Source organism: Paracoccus sediminilitoris (assembly GCF_003259195.1).
GTDB lineage: Bacteria > Pseudomonadota > Alphaproteobacteria > Rhodobacterales > Rhodobacteraceae > Paracoccus > Paracoccus sediminilitoris.
The window spans coordinates 47,767-66,866 of sequence record NZ_QJPK01000006.1; the positions used below are offsets into that span (position 1 = coordinate 47,767).

Consider the following 19,100-nt stretch of genomic DNA (forward strand, 5'->3'; position numbering starts at 1 on the left):
CTCCGGTTCAGTCGGTCGTGCGGCGCAGCAGGTCTTCCTGCATCTGCTCGATCTCCTGCTGCCCGCGGGCATGATCGGCGGCGATCCGGGCCTGTCGCATGCTGTCGCGAACGGTGCCCGTCGGCACGATTTCCACCAGGATCGGCATGGCGGGATCGGATGGCGACGACTGCCCGGTATAGAGGGAACTATCGCGATAGCGTGCGATCAGGAAACGCGCCAAGACCCCAAGCGCCGCCGCCATCGGCACGGCCATAACCAGGCCCACGAACCCGAACAGCGCGCCGAAGACAGACAGGGCCAGCAGCAGCCAGACCGGGTGCAGACCGACATGGCCGCCGACGATCTTGGGTTGCAGGTAATTGCCCTCGACCACCTGACCGATCCCGAAGATGGCGACGACCGCGCCGATCCAGACCGGTTCACCCCAAAAGCTGAACAGCGCGACGCCGATGGCCGTCGCCCCGCCGATCAGCACGCCGACATAGGGGATGAAGGACAGGCAGGCGGCCATGATCCCGATGAAGAAACCGAAGGGCAGCCCCACGAACATCAGCGCCAAGGCGTACCAGATGCCCAGGATCAGGATGACGAGCGACTGCCCGCGCAGAAAGCCCGACAGCGCGTCGTCGATCTCGGATGCCAGCTGACGGACGGTGCCTGCATGTTCGCGCGGCAGATGGCGGTCCACGGCTTCGACCATGTTGTCCCAGTCCAGCAGCAGATAGAACGCCACGACCGGCACGATGACCAGAAGCGCGATGGTCCCGATGACGCCGCGCACCGATCCCAGGATGGTCGAGGCAAAGCTGCCTGCGCGTTCGCCGATGGCGGTCTGCAGGTCGGCCAGCGTCTTTTCCAGCCCCGCCCCCTGCGGGATGGTGCCGGGGAAGCGGTTGTCGACAAAGGCGCGGGCCTGGTCCAGCATTTCCGGCGCGGTCTCGATCAGGGCGCTGGCCTGGCGCAGCAGCACCGGCACGATCAGCAGGACGACCGCCACGAAGACCAAGACGACGACGAAAGTGATGACCACGACGGACATGGTCCGCGACAGGCCCATCCGCTCCAGCCGGTCCGCGACCGGGTCCAGCAGATAGGCGACCCCGGCCCCCAAGATGAAGGGCAGAACGGCCTGGCCCAGCAGCCACAGCGTCAGCAGCAGGGCAACCGCCGCCACTCCCCACCACATGATCTGCTTGCGAACGGGGATGCGCATGTATCTGCCCTTGTGATTTGATCGTCGCTGCGAATGTGACGCCGCGCGCAGTCGGTTGCAAGCGCGATGCGGTGCCTTCGCATCCCGGCGGCCCCCGCAGGTTCTTGGCAAGTGGCCCCCGATCCGGTAACCCTGCGCCAAACCGCTTTGAAGGACCGTTTCCCATGCGCATGTCGCGTTATTTCCTGCCCGTACTGAAGGAAGACCCCAAAGAGGCACAGATCGTCAGCCACCGGCTGATGCTGCGCGCGGGCATGATCAAGCAGCAGGCGGCGGGGATCTATTCCTGGCTGCCCCTGGGCTTCAAGGTACTGCGCCGGATCGAGCAAATCGTCCATGAGGAACAGCAGCGCGCCGGTCACATCCCGATGCTGATGCCGACCCTGCAGCCCGCCGACCTGTGGCGCGAATCCGGTCGTTACGACGATTACGGCGAGGAAATGCTGCGCATCCGCGACCGGCAGAAGCGCGACCTTCTCTATGGTCCCACGAACGAGGAGATGATCACCGACATCTTCCGCAGCCACGTCAACAGCTACAAAGAGCTGCCGATGACGCTGTATCACATCCAGTGGAAGTTCCGCGACGAAATGCGCCCCCGCTTCGGCGTGATGCGCGGTCGCGAATTCCTGATGAAGGACGGCTATACCTTCGATCTGACCAAGGAAGACGCGCTGCACGCCTATAACCGCCATCTGGTGACCTATCTGCGCAGCTATGAACGGATGGGCCTGCAGGCCATTCCGATGCGCGCCGATGGCGGGCCGATCGGCGGCGATTACACGCATGAATTCCTGGTGCTGGCGGAAACCGGCGAATCCGAGGTGTTCTATGACAGCCAGATCACCGACCTGAAATTCGGAGACCGCCAGATCGATTACGACAGCGTCGAGGAATGCCAGGCCGTGCTGGAGGAATTCACCAGCCGCTATGCCCGCACCGACGAAACCCACGACCAGGGTGTCTTCGACCAGGTCCCCGAGGAGCGCCGCCGCACCGCCCGCGGCATCGAGGTCGGCCAGATCTTCTATTTCGGCACCAAGTATTCTGAACCGATGGGCGCGACGGTCGTCGGCCCCGACGGGGCGCGCGTGCCAGTCCACATGGGCAGCCATGGCATCGGCGTCAGCCGTCTGCTGGGCGCGATCATCGAGGCCAACCACGACGACAAGGGCATCATCTGGCCCGAGGGCGTGACCCCCTTCCACGTCGCCATCGTTAACCTGAAGCAGGGCGACGGTTCGACCGATGGCGCCTGCGAGGCGATCTATGGCGAATTGCAGACGCGCGGTCTGGACCCGCTCTATGACGACCGCAACGAACGGGCGGGGGCGAAATTCGCCTCCATGGACCTGATCGGTGTGCCTTGGCGCATCACTGTCGGCCCGCGGGGTCTGGCCAACAACCTGGTGGAACTGACCGACCGCCGCAGCGGTGAGAGCACCGAAATGTCGGCCCGCGACGCCATCGCGCGCGTCCAGCAGATCTATCAGCCGATTCTGGGCCTGTCGGTTCAGGACAAGTAAGGCTTGCCGACCGGCGGCCCTGCGCCGCCGATCGATTCCCGCATGGTGCAGATTGGCGTAACGTCACCTTGTCAATCTGTCGGAAAACCATGCAAATCGAAGCGACATCGCGCTTTCTTTTTCGCAGATCGGCTTCTAACGTCACCCGCAGGACAACGTTCCAACTGGGAGACGACCAATGAGAAAGCTTCTTCTTGCGACCGCCGCTGGCGCATTGATGGCCGGTGCCGCTGGCGCTGAAGAAATCAAGCTGGGCGTATCGCTCGGCTTTACTGGACCGCTGGAATCCATGGCACCGGCCATGCAGCAGGGTGCCGAACTGGCCATGAAGGAAGTCAGCGACAGCGGCCTGCTGCTGGACGGCACGACCGTCGCGTCGGTCACCGGCGACAGCACCTGCATCGACGCCGCCGCAGCCACCGCCACCGTGGAACGCCTGATCGCCGCAGAAGGCGTCAAGGGCATCATGGGGGGCATGTGCTCGGGCGAGACGATCGCCAGCCTTGAAAACGTCGCCAAGGCGAACGGCATGGTGATGATCTCGCCCTCGGCCACCTCGCCCGCGTTGACCACGATCGAGGATGACGGCCTGTTCTTCCGCACCGCGCCGTCGGACGCCCGCCAGGGCGACGTGATGGCCGACATCGTGCTGGGCCGCGACATCAAGACCGTCGCCGTCACCTATACCAACAACGATTACGGCAAGGGCCTGGCCGACAGCTTTGCCAAGGCGTTCGAGGAAAAGGGCGGCACCGTCACGGTCAACAGCGCCCATGACGACGGCAAGGCCGACTATTCGGCCGAGGTCGCCGCACTGGCCGCCGCCGGTGGCGACGCGCTGGTGGTCGTGGGCTATGTCGACCAGGGTGGTTCGGGCGTGGTTCGCGCCGCGCTGGACACCGGCGCATTTGATACCTTCGTCTTCCCAGACGGCATGGTCGGTGCCGCGCTGGAAACCAACTTCGGATCGGAAATCGACGGCAGCTTCGGCCAAAACCCCGCCGCCGACGGTCCGGGTCGCGATACCTTCCTGAAGATGGCCGAAGAAGCGGGCTTCGACGGATCGGGCGCATTCTCGGGCGAGGCTTACGATGCCGCCGCCCTGATGCTGCTGGCGATGGCCAAGTCGGGCTCGACCGATCCCGCGACCTACAAGGGCAGCGTCATGGATGTCGCCAACGCCCCTGGCGAGGAGATCCTGCCCGGCGAGCTGGCAAAGGCGCTGGAGATCATCAACGGCGGCGGCGATGTCGACTATGTCGGTGCCACCGCGGTCGAATTGATCGAGCCGGGTGAATCCTCGGGCACCTTCCGCGAGGTCGAGTTCAAGGATGGCAAGATGGAAGTCGTCGGCTATCGTTGATGCCGACTGACTCACCGAAAGCCCGGCATCGTCAAGATGCCGGGCTTTTCGCAATGATAACAGGCTTTTGCAGCCGGATCTTCGCCAAAGACGTGAAGACAGGGAAGTAGATGACATGATCAGGGTCGAAGACCTTCATAGACATTTCGGCGGCTTTCACGCCGTCGATGGCGCAAGCCTGACGATCGAGACCGGGTCTATCACCGGGCTGATCGGCCCGAACGGCGCGGGCAAATCGACGCTGTTCAACGTCATTGCGGGCGTGCTGCCCCCTACCTCGGGGCGGGTCTTCATGGACGGCGAGGATATCACCGGCCTGCCGCCCCACGCGCTGTTCCACAAGGGCCTGCTGCGGACCTTCCAGATGGCCCATGAATTCGCCAGCATGACCGTGCGCGAAAACCTTATGATGGTCCCGGGCATGCAATCGGGCGAAACCATCTGGAAGACCTGGTTCCAGCGCGGCCGCATTGCCCGCGAGGAAGCCGAACTGCGCAAGAAGGCCGACGAGGTCTTGGATTTCCTGACCATCCGGCATCTGGCCAACGAACATGCGGGCAACCTGTCGGGCGGTCAGAAGAAGCTGCTGGAACTGGGCCGCACGATGATGGTCGACGCCAAGATCGTCTTTCTGGACGAGGTCGGCGCGGGTGTGAACCGCACCCTGCTGATGACCATCGCCGACGCGATCATCCGGTTGAACAAGGAACGCGGCTATACCTTCTGCGTCATCGAGCATGACATGGATTTCATCGGCAAGCTCTGCGACCCGGTCATCGTCATGGCCGAGGGCAAGGTCCTGGCCCAGGGCAGCGCATCCGACATCATGCGGAACGAACAGGTGATCGAGGCCTATCTGGGCACCGGTCTGAAGAACAAGGACATGGTGGGCGCATGAGCGACAGCAATTCCAGCTTTGGCAATCGCGGCAATCGCGACGCCTCGGTCGTCAACATGAAGGGCATGGGCACCATCGACGGCACCCGCAGGTCCGGCCCGGTCGGCGCCGGGCGCGCTGGCGACCCCTTCTTGATCGGCGAAGGCATGACGGGCGGATACGGCAAGGGTGCCGACATCCTGCACGACTGCACCATCGCCGTCGAAAAGGGTCAGATCGCGGTGATCGTCGGCCCGAACGGCGCGGGCAAATCCACCGCGATGAAGGCGATCTTCGGCATGCTGAACCTGCGCCAGGGCAGCGTGCGCCTGAACGGTCAGGACATCACAGCGCTGAACCCGCAGGACCGCGTCAAGGCGGGCATGGGCTTTGTGCCGCAGGTGAACAACATCTTCCCGTCCATGACGGTCGAGGAAAACCTGGAGATGGGGGCCTTCATCCGGAACGACGACATCCGCCAGACGATGCAGCAGGTCTATGAGCTGTTCCCCGCCGTAGCCGAAAAGCGCCGTCAGGCGGCAGGCGAGCTGTCGGGCGGCCAGCGCCAGCAGGTCGCCGTGGGCCGCGCGCTGATGACCCAGCCTTCGGTCCTGATGCTGGACGAACCCACCGCGGGCGTCAGCCCCATCGTCATGGATGAACTGTTCGACCGCATCATCGCGATCGCCCGCGGCGGGCTGCCGGTGCTGATGGTGGAACAGAATGCGCAGCAGGCGATGAACATCGCCGACAAGGCCTATGTGCTGGTGCAGGGCGCGAATGCCCATACCGGCACCGGCGCCGAACTGATGGCCAATGACGAGGTGCGCCGCACCTTCCTGGGGGGCTGAGCCATGGATATCCTGAATGCCCTCGTGGTCTTTCTGAACTTCGTCTTCATTCCCGCCGCCGCCTATGGTGCGCAGCTGGCACTGGGTGCACTTGGCGTCACGCTGATCTATGGCATCCTGCGCTTTTCGAACTTTGCCCATGGCGACACCATGGCCTTCGGCACCGCCGTGGTGATCCTGGTGACATGGGGCCTGCAATCGCTTGGCATCACGCTTGGGCCGCTGCCGACCGCGCTGCTGGCCCTGCCCTTCGGGATCGCGGCGACGGCGGTGCTGGTGCTGGCCACCGACCGCGCGGTCTACCGCTTCTATCGCGTCAAGAAGGCCGCGCCGATCATTCTGGTCATGGCTTCGGTCGGGGTGATGTTCGTGATGAACGGCCTGACGCGCCTGCTGATCGGCGTCAGCGAATACCGCTTTGACGATGGCGCGCGCTTCATCATCAACGTCCGCGACTTCCGCGACTGGACCGGCCTTCCCGAAGGCCTGGCGCTGCGCAGCACGCAGGCGCTGACGCTGGTCGTGGCCGTCATCGTGGTGGCCGCGCTGTTCTGGTTCCTGAACCGCACCAAGTCGGGCAAGGCCATGCGCGCCTATTCCGACAACGAGGATCTGGCCCTGCTGTCGGGCATCGACCCCGAACGCGTTGTGCGCCTGACCTGGATCATCGCCGCCAGCCTTGCGACCATCGCCGGCACGCTTTACGGCTTGGACAAGTCCTTCAAGGCTTTCAACTATTTCCAGATCCTGCTGCCGATCTTTGCCGCCGCCATCGTGGGGGGCCTGGGCAGTCCGCTTGGCGCCATCGCAGGCGGTTTCCTGGTCGCCTTTTCCGAGGTCGCGGTCACCTATCCCTGGGTCAAGGTCGTGGGCTACATCGCACCCGGCTATGAACCGGGGGGGCTGATGCAGCTGCTGGGGACGGAATACAAATTCGCCGTCAGCTTCGTCATTCTGATCGTGGTCCTGCTGTTCCGCCCCACCGGGCTGTTCCGCGGCAAGTCGGTGTAAGGGGGGAACGGATATGTCCAACACTCGTCAATCCGCGGGCTACAGCGCCTGGCGTGCGCCCGTCCTTTTCGCCATCCTTGCGATCCTTTTCGTGCTGGAGGGCACCGTCCGCAACAGCATGTTCTCGGGCAGCTGGAACACCTCGCTGGCCATCCTGAACATGGGACTCTTGTCGGCCATCACGGCCTTGGGCGTGAACATGCAATGGGGCTATGCAGGCCTTTTCAACGTGGGCGTCGTCGGCTTTCTGGCGCTTGGGGGGCTTGCACCGGTGCTGGTGTCCCTGCCGCCCGTCGAAGGCGCATGGCAGGCCGGCGGCAGCCGCTTGCTGGCGGCATTGGCCGTCGGCGTGGGCGTCCTTGCCATCGCGAAGATGGTCTGGACACGGACCCGCAGCGGGCTTGCCATCACGGCGATCCTGATCGCGGGCTTTGTCGCCTATCGCTATCTGTTCGACCCCGCCGTCATCGCGATCGAGGCGAACAACCCGTCACGTCACGGCAATATCGGCGGGCTGGGCCTGCCTGTGCTGCTTTCTTGGCTGGTGGGCGGGCTTTTTGCGGCGGTGGCGGCCTGGGCCATCGGCAAAGTGGCCCTTGGCCTGCGCTCGGACTATCTGGCCATCGCCACCCTTGGCATCGGCGAGATCATCGTCGCCGTCATGAAGAACGAGGACTGGCTGGCGCGCGGCGTCAAGAACATCACCTCGATCCCGCGCCCCGTCGCCTATGAGGTCGATCTGCAGAACAACTCCGATTTCATCGGTTTCGCGCAAAGCTGGGGTTTTCAGGCCGCCGAGGCGTCGGGGATCTGGGTCAAGCTGTCCTATATGACGCTGTTTCTGGTCCTGCTGCTGGTGCTGATCCTGCTGGCAGAGCTGGCGTTGAAATCGCCTTGGGGCCGCATGATGCGCGCCATCCGCGACAATGAAACCGCAGCCGAGGCAATGGGCAAGGACGTCACCCGCCGTCACCTGCAGGTCTTCATCCTGGGTTCTGCGGTCATCGGTATCGCCGGCGCGATGATGGTGACGCTGGACGGGCTGCTGACGCCCACCAGCTATAACCCGCTGCGCTATACCTTCCTGATCTGGGTCATGGTGATCGTGGGCGGGTCTGGCAACAATTGGGGCGCGGTGCTGGGCGCGGTGACTATCTGGTTCCTGTGGATCAAGGTCGAGGTCTGGGGCCCCGCCCTGATCGGCCTGCTGACTGCAGCCATGCCCGACGGCCCGATGAAGCTGCACCTGTTGGACAGCGCGCCGCATATGCGCTTCATCGCGATGGGGCTGGTTCTGCTGTTGGTGCTGAGATTTGCACCAAGGGGCCTGCTGCCCGAGAAATGAAGAACGGGGCGCCATCGGCGCCCCGTTTCATGTCAGCAATCGTTCCCCAGGACCGCGCTGTGCCACATGCGCCCGTCGACACTTCTCGCAGATCCGGTCCCGATCTCATAGCTCAGCTGCCCCAGCACCTGTTCGCGGTTCGGGCCGGGCACCATCCATCCCGCCACGGTCGCAGGCGCGCTGCTGCCCGAGCCGACAAGCTGCACGACGCCGCAGGTGGGATAGCCGACCGCCCTCGCCCGGTCGACCACGTTAGAGCCGTTGGACCCCGCCACATCGGCACGCCCCATCCGGGCCATGTCGCAAGCGTGGGAAGCGGCGATGCGGTTCAGCAGTTCGCTCTCGGTCAGGGCGGTCTTCCCCTCGGTGGCGCGGGCGGCGGCGATGCCTTCACGCAACTGCTGGGCCGCCAAGGCGTCGCCTGAACATTGCAGGGCCAGCGCCTCCTCGGCGGGGGGCTGGGGCTGGCTCACGGCCGGAAACCCCGATTGGCACCCGGCCAAGGCCACGACGGCAGATGCTGCAATTAGGGAAACCTTGAACATGACAAAACCTCGGCTGCTGACTGGATACATTTCGGCCCAACGCCAAGGGGTTGCAGCGGTTCCGCGCGACCACGTGGCGCGAAGGTCTTGCAAGGGCGCAAAAGCCCGCTTAAAGCGCAGTCATGACCCAGCACCAGCGCCTCTTGATCATCGACTTCGGCAGCCAGGTGACGCAGCTGATCGCGCGTCGCCTTCGCGAACTGAACGTCTATTGCGAAATCCACCCCTTCAATTCGGTGACCGACGCGTCGCTGCGCGAGATGGCCCCGCAGGCGGTCATCCTGTCCGGCGGCCCGGCCAGCGTGACGCAGGAAGACAGCCCCCGCGCGCCCAAGGCGGTGTTCGAGATGGGCGTGCCCGTCTTCGGCATCTGCTATGGCCAGCAGGTCATGATGGAACAGCTGGGCGGCCAAGTCGAAGCGGGCCATCACGCCGAATACGGCCGCGCCTTCATCGCCCCCGCCCCAGGCCACAAGCAGGATGGTATCTTTGCCGGTCTGTTCGGAACCGGCCGCGAGGAAGTCTGGATGAGCCATGGTGACCGCGTCACCAGCCTGGCACCCGGCTTCGAGGTGATCGGTACCTCGCCCAATGCGCCCATGGCGATGATCGCGGATGAAACCCGCCATTTCTATGCCGTCCAGTTCCACCCCGAGGTGCATCACACCCCGAACGGGCGGACCATGCTGGAAAACTTCATCCGGTTGGCGGGGTTCACCGGCGACTGGACGATGGCATCCTACAAGGATGAGGCGATCCGCAAGATCCGCGAACAGGTGGGCGACCGAAAGGTCATCTGCGGGTTGTCGGGCGGCGTCGATTCGTCGGTGGCGGCGGTCCTGATCCACGAGGCGATCGGCGACCAGCTGACCTGCGTCTTCGTCGATCACGGGTTGCTGCGGCTGAACGAGGGCGACGAAGTCGTCAAGATGTTCCGCGACAATTACAACATCCCGCTGATCGCCGCCGATGAGGCCGACCTGTTTTTGGGCAAGCTGGAGGGGGTTTCCGACCCCGAAACCAAGCGCAAGATCATCGGTGGGTTGTTCATCGACGTCTTCCAGAAATACGCCACCCAGATCGAGGGCGCGGATTTCCTGGCCCAAGGCACGCTCTATCCCGACGTCATCGAAAGCGTCAGCTTCAGCGGCGGCCCCTCGGTCACGATCAAGTCGCACCACAACGTCGGCGGTCTGCCCGAAAAGATGGGCCTGAAGCTGGTCGAACCCCTACGCGAGCTGTTCAAGGACGAAGTCCGCGAACTGGGCCGCGAACTGGGCCTGCCCGAAAGCTTCATCGGTCGCCACCCCTTCCCCGGCCCGGGTCTTGCCATCCGCTGCCCCGGAGAGATCACCCGCGAAAAGCTGGAGATCCTGCGCAAGGCGGACGCGGTCTTTATCGACCAGATCCGCAAGCACGGTCTTTATGACGACATCTGGCAGGCCTTCGTGGCGATCCTGCCGGTGCGTACCGTGGGCGTGATGGGCGACGGGCGGACCTATGATTTCGCCTGTGCGCTGCGCGCCGTGACATCGGTCGACGGCATGACGGCGGATTACTATCCCTTCACCCACGATTTCCTGGGCGAAACGGCGACCCGCATCATCAACGAGGTCAAGGGCATCAACCGCTGCACCTATGACATCACCTCGAAGCCCCCGGGCACGATCGAGTGGGAATGACGCGGCACCGGGTCGCATGATCATCAGGGAACGCGCAGGAAAACCTGCGCGTTTTCGCGTTTTGGGGGCCCGATGACGAACCTTATCCTGATCCTTGGCGACCAGCTGTCCGAAGATATCCCGGCCCTGCGCGCCGCCCGAGAGGGCGACGTCATCATCATGGCCGAGGTGATGGCCGAGACGACCTATGTCCGCCACCACCCCAAGAAGATCGCGCTGGTCCTGACCGCCATGCGCAAGTTCGCCGAACGGCTGCGGCAGGCGGGTTGGCAGGTCGCCTACACGACGCTGGACGATCCCGAAAACAGCCAGAGCATCCCGGGCGAATTGCTGCGCCGCGCCGCCGAATATGACGCGCAGGACATCATCGCGACCGAACCGGGCGAATGGCGGCTGATCCAGGCGCTGTCCGACATGCCCCTGCCCGTCCGCCAGCTGCCCGACGACCGCTTTTTGGCCACCCATGCCGAGTTCGAGGATTGGGCGCGCGACCGCAAGGAATTGCGGATGGAGTGGTTCTATCGCCTGATGCGCCGCAAGACCGGCCTGCTGATGGAGGGTGACGAACCTGCAGGCGGCAAGTGGAACTATGACCACGACAACCGCAAGCCCGCCGCCCCCGACCTGTTCCGCCCCAAGCCCCCGCGATTTTCACCTGATGCCGTCACGCAGCAGGTTCTGGACTTGGTGCAGGACCGCTTTGGCGACAATTTCGGCGATCTGCTGCCCTTCGATTATGCCACGGATCGTGCCGGCGCGCTGAGGGTGTTGGACCATTTCATCGACCATTCGCTGGACCTCTTCGGCCCCTATCAGGACGCGATGCTGATGGACGACCCGTTCCTGCACCATTCGATCCTGTCGCCCTATCTCAATTGCGGGCTTCTGTCCCCATCCGAGGTCTGCCAGGCCGCAGCCGACGCCTGGCAGGCGGGCAAGGTGCGGCTGAACTCGGCCGAAGGGTTCATCCGCCAGATCCTGGGCTGGCGCGAATTCATGCGCGGGATCTATTTCCTGGAGGGGCCGGATTACACCAGCCGGAACGCGCTGGACCACCATCGCAACCTGCCCGGCCTCTATTGGGGGGCGGAAACGCGCATGAACTGCCTGTCCCACGCCGTCGGTCAGACACGGGCTCATGCCTATGCCCATCACATCCAGCGCCTGATGATCACCGGCAATTTCGCTCTGCTGGCGGGGATCGACCCCGCGCAGGTCCATGAATGGTATCTGGAGGTCTATATCGACGCCTATGAATGGGTCGAAGCCCCGAACACCATCGGGATGAGCCAATTCGCCGATGGCGGGCTGGTCGGATCCAAGCCCTATGTCAGTTCCGGCAATTACATCAACAAGATGTCGGATTACTGCAAGACCTGCCATTATTCGGTGACGACCAAGACCGGTGACGGGGCATGCCCCTTCAACCTGCTTTACTGGGACTTCCTGCTGCGCCACCGCGACCGCCTGCAGGACAATCCGCGCATCGGGCGCGCCTTTGCCACATGGGACCGGATGGACAAGGACCGGCGCCATACCATCCTGACCGAGGCCGCGCAGTTCCTGAACCGGATGGATGCGGGCGAAACCGTCTAGGCGGCTTGACGCAGCCGGGCGCGGCGGGGATAGCTTGGCGAAAAGGGAACCGACATGAGCTGTGCCTGCGGACATCACCACGCCACCCGCACCGATGACGGCGGCACGCCCGCGCGGCTGTCAGTGCCGATGGTCGCGCTGCATGGCAGCCTGACCTGCGCCGACATGGGGCAGATGATGACCGCGCTGTCGCTGTTGCCCGATCATGTCGATCTCAGCCGCGCCGAACCGGGCTGCCTGCGCTTTGAGATCACCCAGGCCGAAGATCCGATGGTCTGGACCCTGTCCGAGGTCTTTGCCGATGCCGACGCCTTCGCCGCCCACCAGGCCCGCACCGCCGACAGCGTCTGGGGCCAAGACAGCCGCGACATGGCACGCGATTTTCACCGCCATGACCTGCATCCCCTGATCCGGGCCGAAATTCCCGCCGACATCGCCCCCTTGGCGGCCCTGCTTGGGCCGGACCGGGCCGACCGTATGGCAGGCCTGCGCCGGGATGGCCTGATCGAGCTGTCGCTGGTGGCCCATGCGCAGGGCGTGCCGGTGGGCCATGTCGCGCTGCGCCATCTTGCGGGACGCGCGCTGGCGCTGACGCCGCTGACAGTCCATCCGTCCCTGCGCGACCGGGGGTTGGAACAAGCGCTGTTGCACATGGCACTGCAGGCCGCCCATGACCGTCCGGTCGTCGCGCAAGGGGACGGCGTGCTGCTGTGCGGGGCGGGGTTTCGCGCGGCGGGCGATCTGCACGTCTTTGGAGATTTGCCGGCCGATGCGCTGGCAGCAATCGACGCGTTCTGATCCGGGCATCTTGCGTCCGTCCCATGCAGGGTCCACATCTGTCGCAACAGACGGAAAGGACCCGATATGGCAGACTCTCAGGTTTTCGACGCAGCCCACCCCGCCAAGGCCCGCAAGGCCCCCGATCTTGGCACGCTTCCCGAATGGGACCTGACCGACCTTTATCCTGCCCCTGACAGCCCACAGCTGAATGACGACCTGGCGCTACTGGAACAGCTGGTCCAGGGTTTTGCCGCCGATTATCAAGGCAAGCTGGCCGATCTGACCCCCGCCCAGATGCTGGAATGCATCGAGACCTATCAGCAGATCGACATCATTGCGGGCAAGCTGATGTCCTATATCGGGCTGCGTTATTACCAGAACACAACCGATCCGACCCGCGCCAAGCAGATGGGCGACCTGCAGGCCCGCATCACCGACATGACGACGCCGCTGGTCTTTTTCAGCCTGGAATTCAACCGCATCCCCGACGCAACCTATCAGGCGATGTTCGATGCGCCCGACGGGCCTGCGCGCTATCGCCCCGTCTTCGACCGGATGCGCGCCATGCGCCCCCACCAACTGTCGGATGAACTGGAACAGTTCCTGCATGACAATTCGGTCGTGGGGGCCTCGGCCTGGAACCGGCTCTTCGACGAGACCACCGCCGCCCTGACCTTCGACGTCAACGGCGAGACGCTTGGCATGGAAGCCACGTTGAACCTGCTGACCGACCACGACCGTGCACGGCGCGAGGCGGGCGCCAAGGCGCTGGCCAAGGTCTTTGGCGACAATGTCGGTCTGTTCGCGCGCATCCACAACACGCTGGCCAAGGAAAAGGCCATCGAGGACAAGTGGCGCAAGATGCCGACCCCGCAATATGGTCGCCACCTGTCGAACCACGTCGAACCCGAGGTCGTCGAGGCCCTGCGCAATGCCGTAACCGCAGCCTATCCGCGCCTGTCGCACCGCTACTATGCGCTAAAGGCGAAATGGCTGGGGCTGGACACGCTGCAGGTCTGGGACCGCAACGCGCCACTGCCCACCGAAAACCCGCGGACCATCGACTGGCCCGAGGCCCGCAGCACCGTTCTGGATGCTTATGCCGGGTTCGACCCCAAGCTGGCCGAACTGGCCGAGCCGTTCTTCGACCGGGGCTGGATCGATGCTGCCGTCACGCCGGGCAAGGCGCCGGGTGCCTTTGCCCATCCGACCGTCAGCACCGCGCATCCCTATGTGCTGCTGAACTATCTGGGCAAGCCGCGCGACGTGATGACCCTGGCGCATGAACTGGGCCATGGCGTCCACCAGCGTCTGGCGGCAGGTCAGGGCGAATTGCTGTCATCCACGCCCCTGACGCTGGCCGAAACGGCATCGGTCTTTGGCGAGATGCTAACTTTCCGCGCGCTTCTGGCCAAGACGACCGATCCCCAGCAGAAAAAGACTCTGCTGGCCGGCAAGGTCGAGGACATGATCAATACGGTCGTCCGGCAGATCGCCTTCTATGACTTTGAATGCAAGCTGCATGCCGCGCGTGCCGAAGGCGAACTGACGCCCGACGACATCAACGCGCTGTGGATGTCCGTGCAGGCCGAGAGCCTTGGCCCGGTCTTCGAATTCATGCCGGGATACGAGACTTTCTGGACCTATGTGCCACATTTCGTGCATTCGCCCTTCTACGTCTATGCCTACGCCTTCGGCGACGGGTTGGTGAACGCGCTTTATGCCGCCTATGAAGACGGCCTGCCGGACTTCCAGTCGAAGTATTTCGAGATGCTGTCGGCGGGTGGGTCCAAGCACCACAAGGAACTGCTGGCCCCCTTCGGGCTGGATGCCTCGGACCCGGCCTTCTGGGACAAGGGTCTGTCGATGATCGAAGGCTTCATTGACGAACTGGAAGCGCTGGAAGACTGAGACCGCCGGCGGGGGCACTGACCGGTCCCCGTCGCGCCTGACCTGCCGTCACGATCAATGCCCGGACTTGCCCCCGCGCCGTTTTGCGGACAGGATTTTGCGGAATGTCATGGGGGGTGGGCAATGTGGAAAAAGCTGGCGGCGGGGGCTGCGGTTCTGGTCGGAGGGGCCTCGACCGCCTTCCTGATTTTCGCGCCGCCCTATGCCGAACGCATGATGAACCCGGTGACGATGCCCCCCGACGGCTGGCCCGTTTCCGACGAGGCACGGGCCCTGCACCAATCCCTGACCATCGGCGATCTGCATTCCGACGCCCTGCTGTGGGACCGCGACCTGCTGCGCCAGGTCGATCGCGGCCACAGCGACGTGCCGCGCCTGCTGCAGGGCAACATGGCGGTGCAGGTATTCACCACCGTCACCAAAAGTCCGCGCGGCCAGAATTACGACCATAACAGCACCGATGCGGGGGACAACATCACCCCCCTGTTCATGGGTCAGCTGCGCCCGCCCCGGTCATGGTTTTCGCTGCGGGAACGCGCGCTGGTCCAGGCCGAGGCGCTGGCCGATGCCGCAGCGCGATCCCCTGACAGTTTGCGGATCATCCGCACCCGCCAAGACCTGCAGAAATTGCTGGCCGATCGCGCTGCGGGTCAACAGGTGCTGGGCGCGCTGCTGGGTTCCGAAGGCGGGCACCCGCTGGAGGGTGACATGGCGAACCTGCGTGTGATGCATGAGGCGGGCTTCCGATTGATGGGGCTGACGCATTTCTTCGACAACGAATTGGGCGGCAGCCTGCATGGTCAGGACGCGGCCGGCCTGTCGGATTTCGGACGGCAGGTGGTCCAGCAGATGGTGTCGCAGGGCATGGTGATCGACCTGGCCCATGCCTCGCCCGCGATGGTGCGCGACGTGCTGGCCGTTCCGGGGACCCGGCCCATCGTCTCGCATACCGGGATCGCATCACATTGCCCCAGCCCGCGCAATCTGTCGGATGCCTTGGTCGCTCAGGTGGCTCAGGCGGGCGGGCTGATCGGGATCGGCTTCTGGTCTGACGTGGTCTGCGGCAAGACGCCTGCCGATGTCGCGGGCGCGATCGCCGCGGCCATCACGCTCGTCGGCGAAGATCACGTCGCCCTTGGGTCCGATTGGGACGGATCGGTTGATTCCCCCTTCGATGCTGCGCATCTTGCCGCGCTGACGCAGGCGCTGATCGACCAAGGTCTGACTTCGGATCAGATCGCCAAGGTGATGGGCGGCAACATGATGACATATTTGGGGCAGGTCCTGCCCGACGCGAATGGATAAGACGATGAAACGAACGACCTTGCTGCATGCGGAGCTGTCGGGGCTTGTAGCCTCCATGGGCCATGGCGATCTGATCGTCATCGGGGACGCGGGCCTGCCCGTTCCCCCCGGCGTTCGTTGCATCGACCTAGCTCTGACGCGGGGCATCCCCGGCACCATGCAGGTTCTGGACGCGCTGCTGAGCGAGCTGGTCGTCGAACGGTCCTGCATCGCGGGGGAAGCCTCCGATCGACTGGTCGCCGATTTCACCAACCGCCAGATCGGGACCGTTACGCGCTTGCCGCACGATGATTTCAAGCGTGAGACCGCATCGGCCCGTGCCGTCATTCGCAGCGGCGAATGCACTCCGTATGCAAATATTTGTCTGTGGGCTGGCGTCGCATTCTGAAGAGGAACCCAAGCCCGTCATTGACGTTGCAATCCCAGATGGTGATCAACAGGAGACCAACCGATGCAAAAGAAATTTCTGGGGCTTAGCGCAATTCTGGCCATGATGGCACTGTCGGCCTGCGAAACCGTGCAGGGCGCAGGGCGCGATATTTCCACCGCCGGCGCCGTGGTTCAGCAAGAAAGTGCCGAAGTGCAGGCAGGCATGTAAGCGCCTGCCCCTCAGGTTCCGGGCCCCCGCAGTTCACCCTGCCGGGGGCCTTTTCTTTGACGGGTTCCCTGCACGCATCCGCGCCTGATTTGCATCGATTGCCGATCTGTGGGACCATTCAGACTTGTCATTCGACAAACCAAACCGAGGAGACATCGACATGCGACTTTTCGCGATCATGCTCATCGCTCTGCCCCTGCCCGCTTCGGCCTTCACCGCCCGCAACGGAATGGAGGCCCGTCAGGTCAACCAGACCGACATCGCCGTTCCCTTCGAAAACGGCCGCCTGACGACGGAATACTGGTGTGCCGCCGGCGATCTGGCCAGGCAGCAGCTTCAGAAATCGGTCAGCGCCCGCATTTGGCGTGCCAGCCCCAAGCCACGCAGCAGCGGCGAAGGCATCACCTTCACCTTGGACGAAACCCGCAAGGCCGAAGGTGCGGGCCTGTCACAGTTCGGATCAGGGCAGCGGGATGGATCGATGTCGATCGGCCGCGCGGTCACGGCATATTGCGACCCGATCATTCCCGACCTCTAGGTCAGTCTTTTACGGAGGCGTGACCTTGGATGGAAAACAGGGCCCCGCAGGGCCCTGTCGGTCCGATATCAGCTGTCCATCTTCAGCGCCTGGATAAAGGCCGTCTGCGGAATTTCGACCTTGCCGAATTGGCGCATCTTCTTCTTGCCGGCCTTCTGCTTCTCCAGCAGCTTCTTCTTGCGCGTGGCGTCGCCGCCATAGCATTTGGCCGTCACATCCTTGCGCATCGCCGACAGGGTTTCGCGCGCGATCACGCGGCTGCCGATGGCAGCCTGGATCGGGATCTTGAACATGTGCCGGGGGATCAGCTCCTTGAGTTTCTCCACCATAGCGCGGCCCCGGCTTTCGGCGCGGTCGCGATGAACCATCATCGACAGCGCGTCGACGGGTTCGTCATTCACCAGGATCGACATCTTGACCAGATAATCCTCGCGATATTCGCTGATCTGATAGTCGAAGCTGGCATAGCCCTTGGTGACCGATTTCAGCCGGTCGTAGAAATCGAAGACCACCTCGGCCAAGGGCAGGTCATAGACGGCCATGGCCCGGCTGCCCGCATAGGTCAGGTCCAGCTGGATGCCGCGGCGGTCTTGGCACAGCTTCAGCACGTCGCCCAGATATTCGTCGGGCACCATGATGGTGGCCTTGATCCGCGGCTCGGTGATGTGATCGATGATCGAGGGGTCGGGCATGTCGGCGGGGTTGTGCAGGTCCATGACCTCGCCGTCGCGCATATGCAGCTTGAAGACCACGCTTGGCGCGGTGGTGATCAGGTCCAGATCGTATTCGCGTTCCAGACGGTCGCGGATCACCTCAAGGTGCAGCAGCCCCAGGAAACCGCAGCGGAAACCAAAGCCAAGCGCGGCGGAAGTTTCCATCTCGTAGCTGAAGCTGGCATCGTTCAGCGCCAGCTTTTCGATGGCGTCGCGCAGCGGCTCGAAATCGTTGGCATCGACCGGGAACAGCCCGCAGAAGACCACCGGCTGCGCGGGTTTGAAACCGGGAAGCGCCTTTTCGGCGCCCTTCTTCTCGGTCGTGATCGTGTCGCCGACGCGGGTGTCGCGCACCTGCTTGATCGAGGCGGTGAAGACACCGATCTCGCCCGGCCCCAGCTCTGCGATGTCCTTCATCGCGGGCGTCAGCACGGCCAGCTTGTCCAGGCGATAGGTCGCGCCCGTCTGCATCATCTTGACCTGATCGCCCTTGCGGACGACCCCGTCCATGACCCGGATCATGACGACGACGCCCAGATAGCTGTCGTACCAGCTGTCCACCAGCATCGCCTTCAACGGCGCGTCGCGGTCGCCCTTGGGCGCGGGCAGACGCGTGACGATGGCCTCCAGCACGTCGGGGATGCCGATGCCGGTCTTGGCGCTGATCGACACGGCGTTGCTGGCGTCGATGCCGATGACATCCTCGATCTGCGCCTTGACCCGATCGGGTTCGGCAGCGGGCAGGTCGATCTTGTTCAGCACGGGAACGATCTCGTGGTCCGCATCGATGGCCTGATAGACGTTGGCCAGCGTCTGCGCCTCGACGCCCTGCGTCGCATCGACGACCAGCAGCGACCCTTCGACGGCGCGCATCGACCGGCTGACTTCATAGGCGAAATCGACATGGCCGGGCGTGTCGATCAGGTTCAACACATAGGTGTGCCCATCCTTGGCAGGATAGTTGATGCGCACCGTGTTCGCCTTGATGGTGATTCCACGCTCGCGCTCGATATCCATGCTGTCCAGCATCTGGGTCTTCATGTCGCGTTCGGCGACCGTCCCCGTCAACTGGATCAGCCGGTCGGCCAAGGTGGATTTGCCGTGGTCGATATGAGCCACGATCGAAAAATTGCGGATGAGGGACAACTCGGTCATGGCCGGGCTATACTGGGTTGCGCGGGCCGCGAAAAGAGGATTTCGCAACCAGCGCGCGTTTGTTTGGAAAGACGCGGCGACAGGGTGC

At 63.8% G+C, this 19,100-nt stretch carries 17 protein-coding genes; 14 read left to right on the forward strand and 3 right to left on the reverse strand.

The genetic code is table 11. The features are described from left to right. Window positions 1-7: 7 nt before the first annotated feature. Window positions 8-1,216 (reverse strand): AI-2E family transporter, encoded by a 1,209-nt coding sequence (locus DKT70_RS08025; protein ID WP_111558649.1) that lies wholly within the window; start codon window positions 1,214-1,216, stop codon window positions 8-10. Between the two features lie 164 nt (window positions 1,217-1,380). Here DKT70_RS08025 and proS point away from each other — a divergent pair, with 164 nt between their 5' ends. The 6 genes from proS (at window position 1,381) to DKT70_RS08055 (ending at window position 8,189) form a co-directional block, all read left to right on the forward strand. Then, window positions 1,381-2,742 carry a proline--tRNA ligase gene (gene proS / locus DKT70_RS08030; protein ID WP_111558650.1) on the forward strand — a complete coding sequence of 454 codons (1,362 nt, stop codon included), beginning with the start codon at window positions 1,381-1,383 and terminating at the stop codon, window positions 2,740-2,742. Between the two features lie 178 nt (window positions 2,743-2,920). After that, the gene (locus tag DKT70_RS08035; protein ID WP_111558651.1) at window positions 2,921-4,105 is read left to right on the forward strand and encodes an ABC transporter substrate-binding protein; all 1,185 of its coding nucleotides are present in this window, start codon (window positions 2,921-2,923) and stop codon (window positions 4,103-4,105) included. Between the two features lie 115 nt (window positions 4,106-4,220). Further along, complete coding sequence (locus tag DKT70_RS08040; RefSeq protein ID WP_111558652.1) at window positions 4,221-5,003, forward strand: ABC transporter ATP-binding protein; 783 nt, start codon at window positions 4,221-4,223, stop codon at window positions 5,001-5,003. Further along, window positions 5,000-5,833 carry an ABC transporter ATP-binding protein gene (locus tag DKT70_RS08045; RefSeq protein WP_111558653.1) on the forward strand — a complete coding sequence of 278 codons (834 nt, stop codon included), beginning with the start codon at window positions 5,000-5,002 and terminating at the stop codon, window positions 5,831-5,833. The genes DKT70_RS08040 and DKT70_RS08045 overlap by 4 nt, the downstream gene beginning before the upstream one ends. 3 nt (window positions 5,834-5,836) lie before the next feature. Further along, entirely contained in the window at window positions 5,837-6,844 is a 1,008-nt protein-coding gene (locus tag DKT70_RS08050; RefSeq protein WP_111558654.1) for a branched-chain amino acid ABC transporter permease, read from the forward strand. Between the two features lie 13 nt (window positions 6,845-6,857). After that, window positions 6,858-8,189 (forward strand): branched-chain amino acid ABC transporter permease, encoded by a 1,332-nt coding sequence (locus DKT70_RS08055; RefSeq protein WP_111558655.1) that lies wholly within the window; start codon window positions 6,858-6,860, stop codon window positions 8,187-8,189. Between the two features lie 32 nt (window positions 8,190-8,221). On the opposite strand, the gene DKT70_RS08060 is transcribed toward DKT70_RS08055, so the two are convergent. Next, window positions 8,222-8,662 (reverse strand): CAP domain-containing protein, encoded by a 441-nt coding sequence (locus DKT70_RS08060; RefSeq protein ID WP_233490481.1) that lies wholly within the window; start codon window positions 8,660-8,662, stop codon window positions 8,222-8,224. A gap of 194 nt (window positions 8,663-8,856) precedes the next feature. Here DKT70_RS08060 and guaA point away from each other — a divergent pair, with 194 nt between their 5' ends. The 8 genes from guaA to DKT70_RS08100 all read left to right on the forward strand — a co-directional run bounded on the left by guaA (window position 8,857) and on the right by DKT70_RS08100 (window position 17,144). Next, entirely contained in the window at window positions 8,857-10,416 is a 1,560-nt protein-coding gene (guaA, locus tag DKT70_RS08065) for a glutamine-hydrolyzing GMP synthase (protein WP_111558657.1), read from the forward strand. A gap of 72 nt (window positions 10,417-10,488) precedes the next feature. Further along, window positions 10,489-12,012: a cryptochrome/photolyase family protein gene (locus tag DKT70_RS08070; protein WP_111558658.1), complete on the forward strand. Its 1,524-nt coding sequence runs from the start codon at window positions 10,489-10,491 to the stop codon at window positions 12,010-12,012. 54 nt (window positions 12,013-12,066) lie between these two features. Continuing rightward, window positions 12,067-12,810 (forward strand): antibiotic biosynthesis monooxygenase, encoded by a 744-nt coding sequence (locus DKT70_RS08075; RefSeq protein ID WP_111558659.1) that lies wholly within the window; start codon window positions 12,067-12,069, stop codon window positions 12,808-12,810. A 66-nt stretch (window positions 12,811-12,876) separates the two neighbouring features. Continuing rightward, window positions 12,877-14,703, forward strand: a complete 1,827-nt coding sequence (locus tag DKT70_RS08080) for a M3 family oligoendopeptidase (protein ID WP_111558660.1) — start codon at window positions 12,877-12,879, stop codon at window positions 14,701-14,703. Between the two features lie 123 nt (window positions 14,704-14,826). Continuing rightward, entirely contained in the window at window positions 14,827-16,008 is a 1,182-nt protein-coding gene (locus DKT70_RS08085) for a dipeptidase (RefSeq protein WP_111558661.1), read from the forward strand. Window positions 16,009-16,012: 4 nt separating this feature from the next. Further along, complete coding sequence (gene rbsD / locus DKT70_RS08090; protein WP_111558809.1) at window positions 16,013-16,396, forward strand: D-ribose pyranase; 384 nt, start codon at window positions 16,013-16,015, stop codon at window positions 16,394-16,396. A gap of 63 nt (window positions 16,397-16,459) precedes the next feature. Continuing rightward, a complete protein-coding gene (locus DKT70_RS08095) occupies window positions 16,460-16,606 on the forward strand; it encodes an entericidin A/B family lipoprotein (protein ID WP_111558662.1) in 147 nt (48 codons plus the stop codon). Window positions 16,607-16,766: 160 nt separating this feature from the next. Beyond that, window positions 16,767-17,144, forward strand: coding sequence for a hypothetical protein (locus tag DKT70_RS08100; RefSeq protein ID WP_111558663.1), 378 nt, complete (start codon window positions 16,767-16,769; stop codon window positions 17,142-17,144). A gap of 68 nt (window positions 17,145-17,212) precedes the next feature. Here DKT70_RS08100 and lepA read toward each other — a convergent pair whose 3' ends face one another. After that, window positions 17,213-19,012: a translation elongation factor 4 gene (lepA, locus tag DKT70_RS08105; protein WP_072298345.1), complete on the reverse strand. Its 1,800-nt coding sequence runs from the start codon at window positions 19,010-19,012 to the stop codon at window positions 17,213-17,215. Between the last annotated feature and the right edge of the window lie 88 nt (window positions 19,013-19,100).

What these genes read in the sequence shown, in the direction of transcription:
- DKT70_RS08025 (WP_111558649.1), bottom strand. Translation starts at nt 1,216, where the DNA reads ATGCGCATCCCCGTTCGCAAGCAGATCATGTGGTGGGGAGTGGCGGCG.
- proS (WP_111558650.1), top strand. Translation starts at nt 1,381, where the DNA reads ATGCGCATGTCGCGTTATTTCCTGCCCGTACTGAAGGAAGACCCCAAA.
- DKT70_RS08035 (WP_111558651.1), top strand. Translation starts at nt 2,921, where the DNA reads ATGAGAAAGCTTCTTCTTGCGACCGCCGCTGGCGCATTGATGGCCGGT.
- DKT70_RS08040 (WP_111558652.1), top strand. Translation starts at nt 4,221, where the DNA reads ATGATCAGGGTCGAAGACCTTCATAGACATTTCGGCGGCTTTCACGCC.
- DKT70_RS08045 (WP_111558653.1), top strand. Translation starts at nt 5,000, where the DNA reads ATGAGCGACAGCAATTCCAGCTTTGGCAATCGCGGCAATCGCGACGCC.
- DKT70_RS08050 (WP_111558654.1), top strand. Translation starts at nt 5,837, where the DNA reads ATGGATATCCTGAATGCCCTCGTGGTCTTTCTGAACTTCGTCTTCATT.
- DKT70_RS08055 (WP_111558655.1), top strand. Translation starts at nt 6,858, where the DNA reads ATGTCCAACACTCGTCAATCCGCGGGCTACAGCGCCTGGCGTGCGCCC.
- guaA (WP_111558657.1), top strand. Translation starts at nt 8,857, where the DNA reads ATGACCCAGCACCAGCGCCTCTTGATCATCGACTTCGGCAGCCAGGTG.
- DKT70_RS08070 (WP_111558658.1), top strand. Translation starts at nt 10,489, where the DNA reads ATGACGAACCTTATCCTGATCCTTGGCGACCAGCTGTCCGAAGATATC.
- DKT70_RS08075 (WP_111558659.1), top strand. Translation starts at nt 12,067, where the DNA reads ATGAGCTGTGCCTGCGGACATCACCACGCCACCCGCACCGATGACGGC.
- DKT70_RS08080 (WP_111558660.1), top strand. Translation starts at nt 12,877, where the DNA reads ATGGCAGACTCTCAGGTTTTCGACGCAGCCCACCCCGCCAAGGCCCGC.
- DKT70_RS08085 (WP_111558661.1), top strand. Translation starts at nt 14,827, where the DNA reads ATGTGGAAAAAGCTGGCGGCGGGGGCTGCGGTTCTGGTCGGAGGGGCC.
- rbsD (WP_111558809.1), top strand. Translation starts at nt 16,013, where the DNA reads ATGAAACGAACGACCTTGCTGCATGCGGAGCTGTCGGGGCTTGTAGCC.
- DKT70_RS08095 (WP_111558662.1), top strand. Translation starts at nt 16,460, where the DNA reads ATGCAAAAGAAATTTCTGGGGCTTAGCGCAATTCTGGCCATGATGGCA.
- DKT70_RS08100 (WP_111558663.1), top strand. Translation starts at nt 16,767, where the DNA reads ATGCGACTTTTCGCGATCATGCTCATCGCTCTGCCCCTGCCCGCTTCG.
- lepA (WP_072298345.1), bottom strand. Translation starts at nt 19,012, where the DNA reads ATGACCGAGTTGTCCCTCATCCGCAATTTTTCGATCGTGGCTCATATC.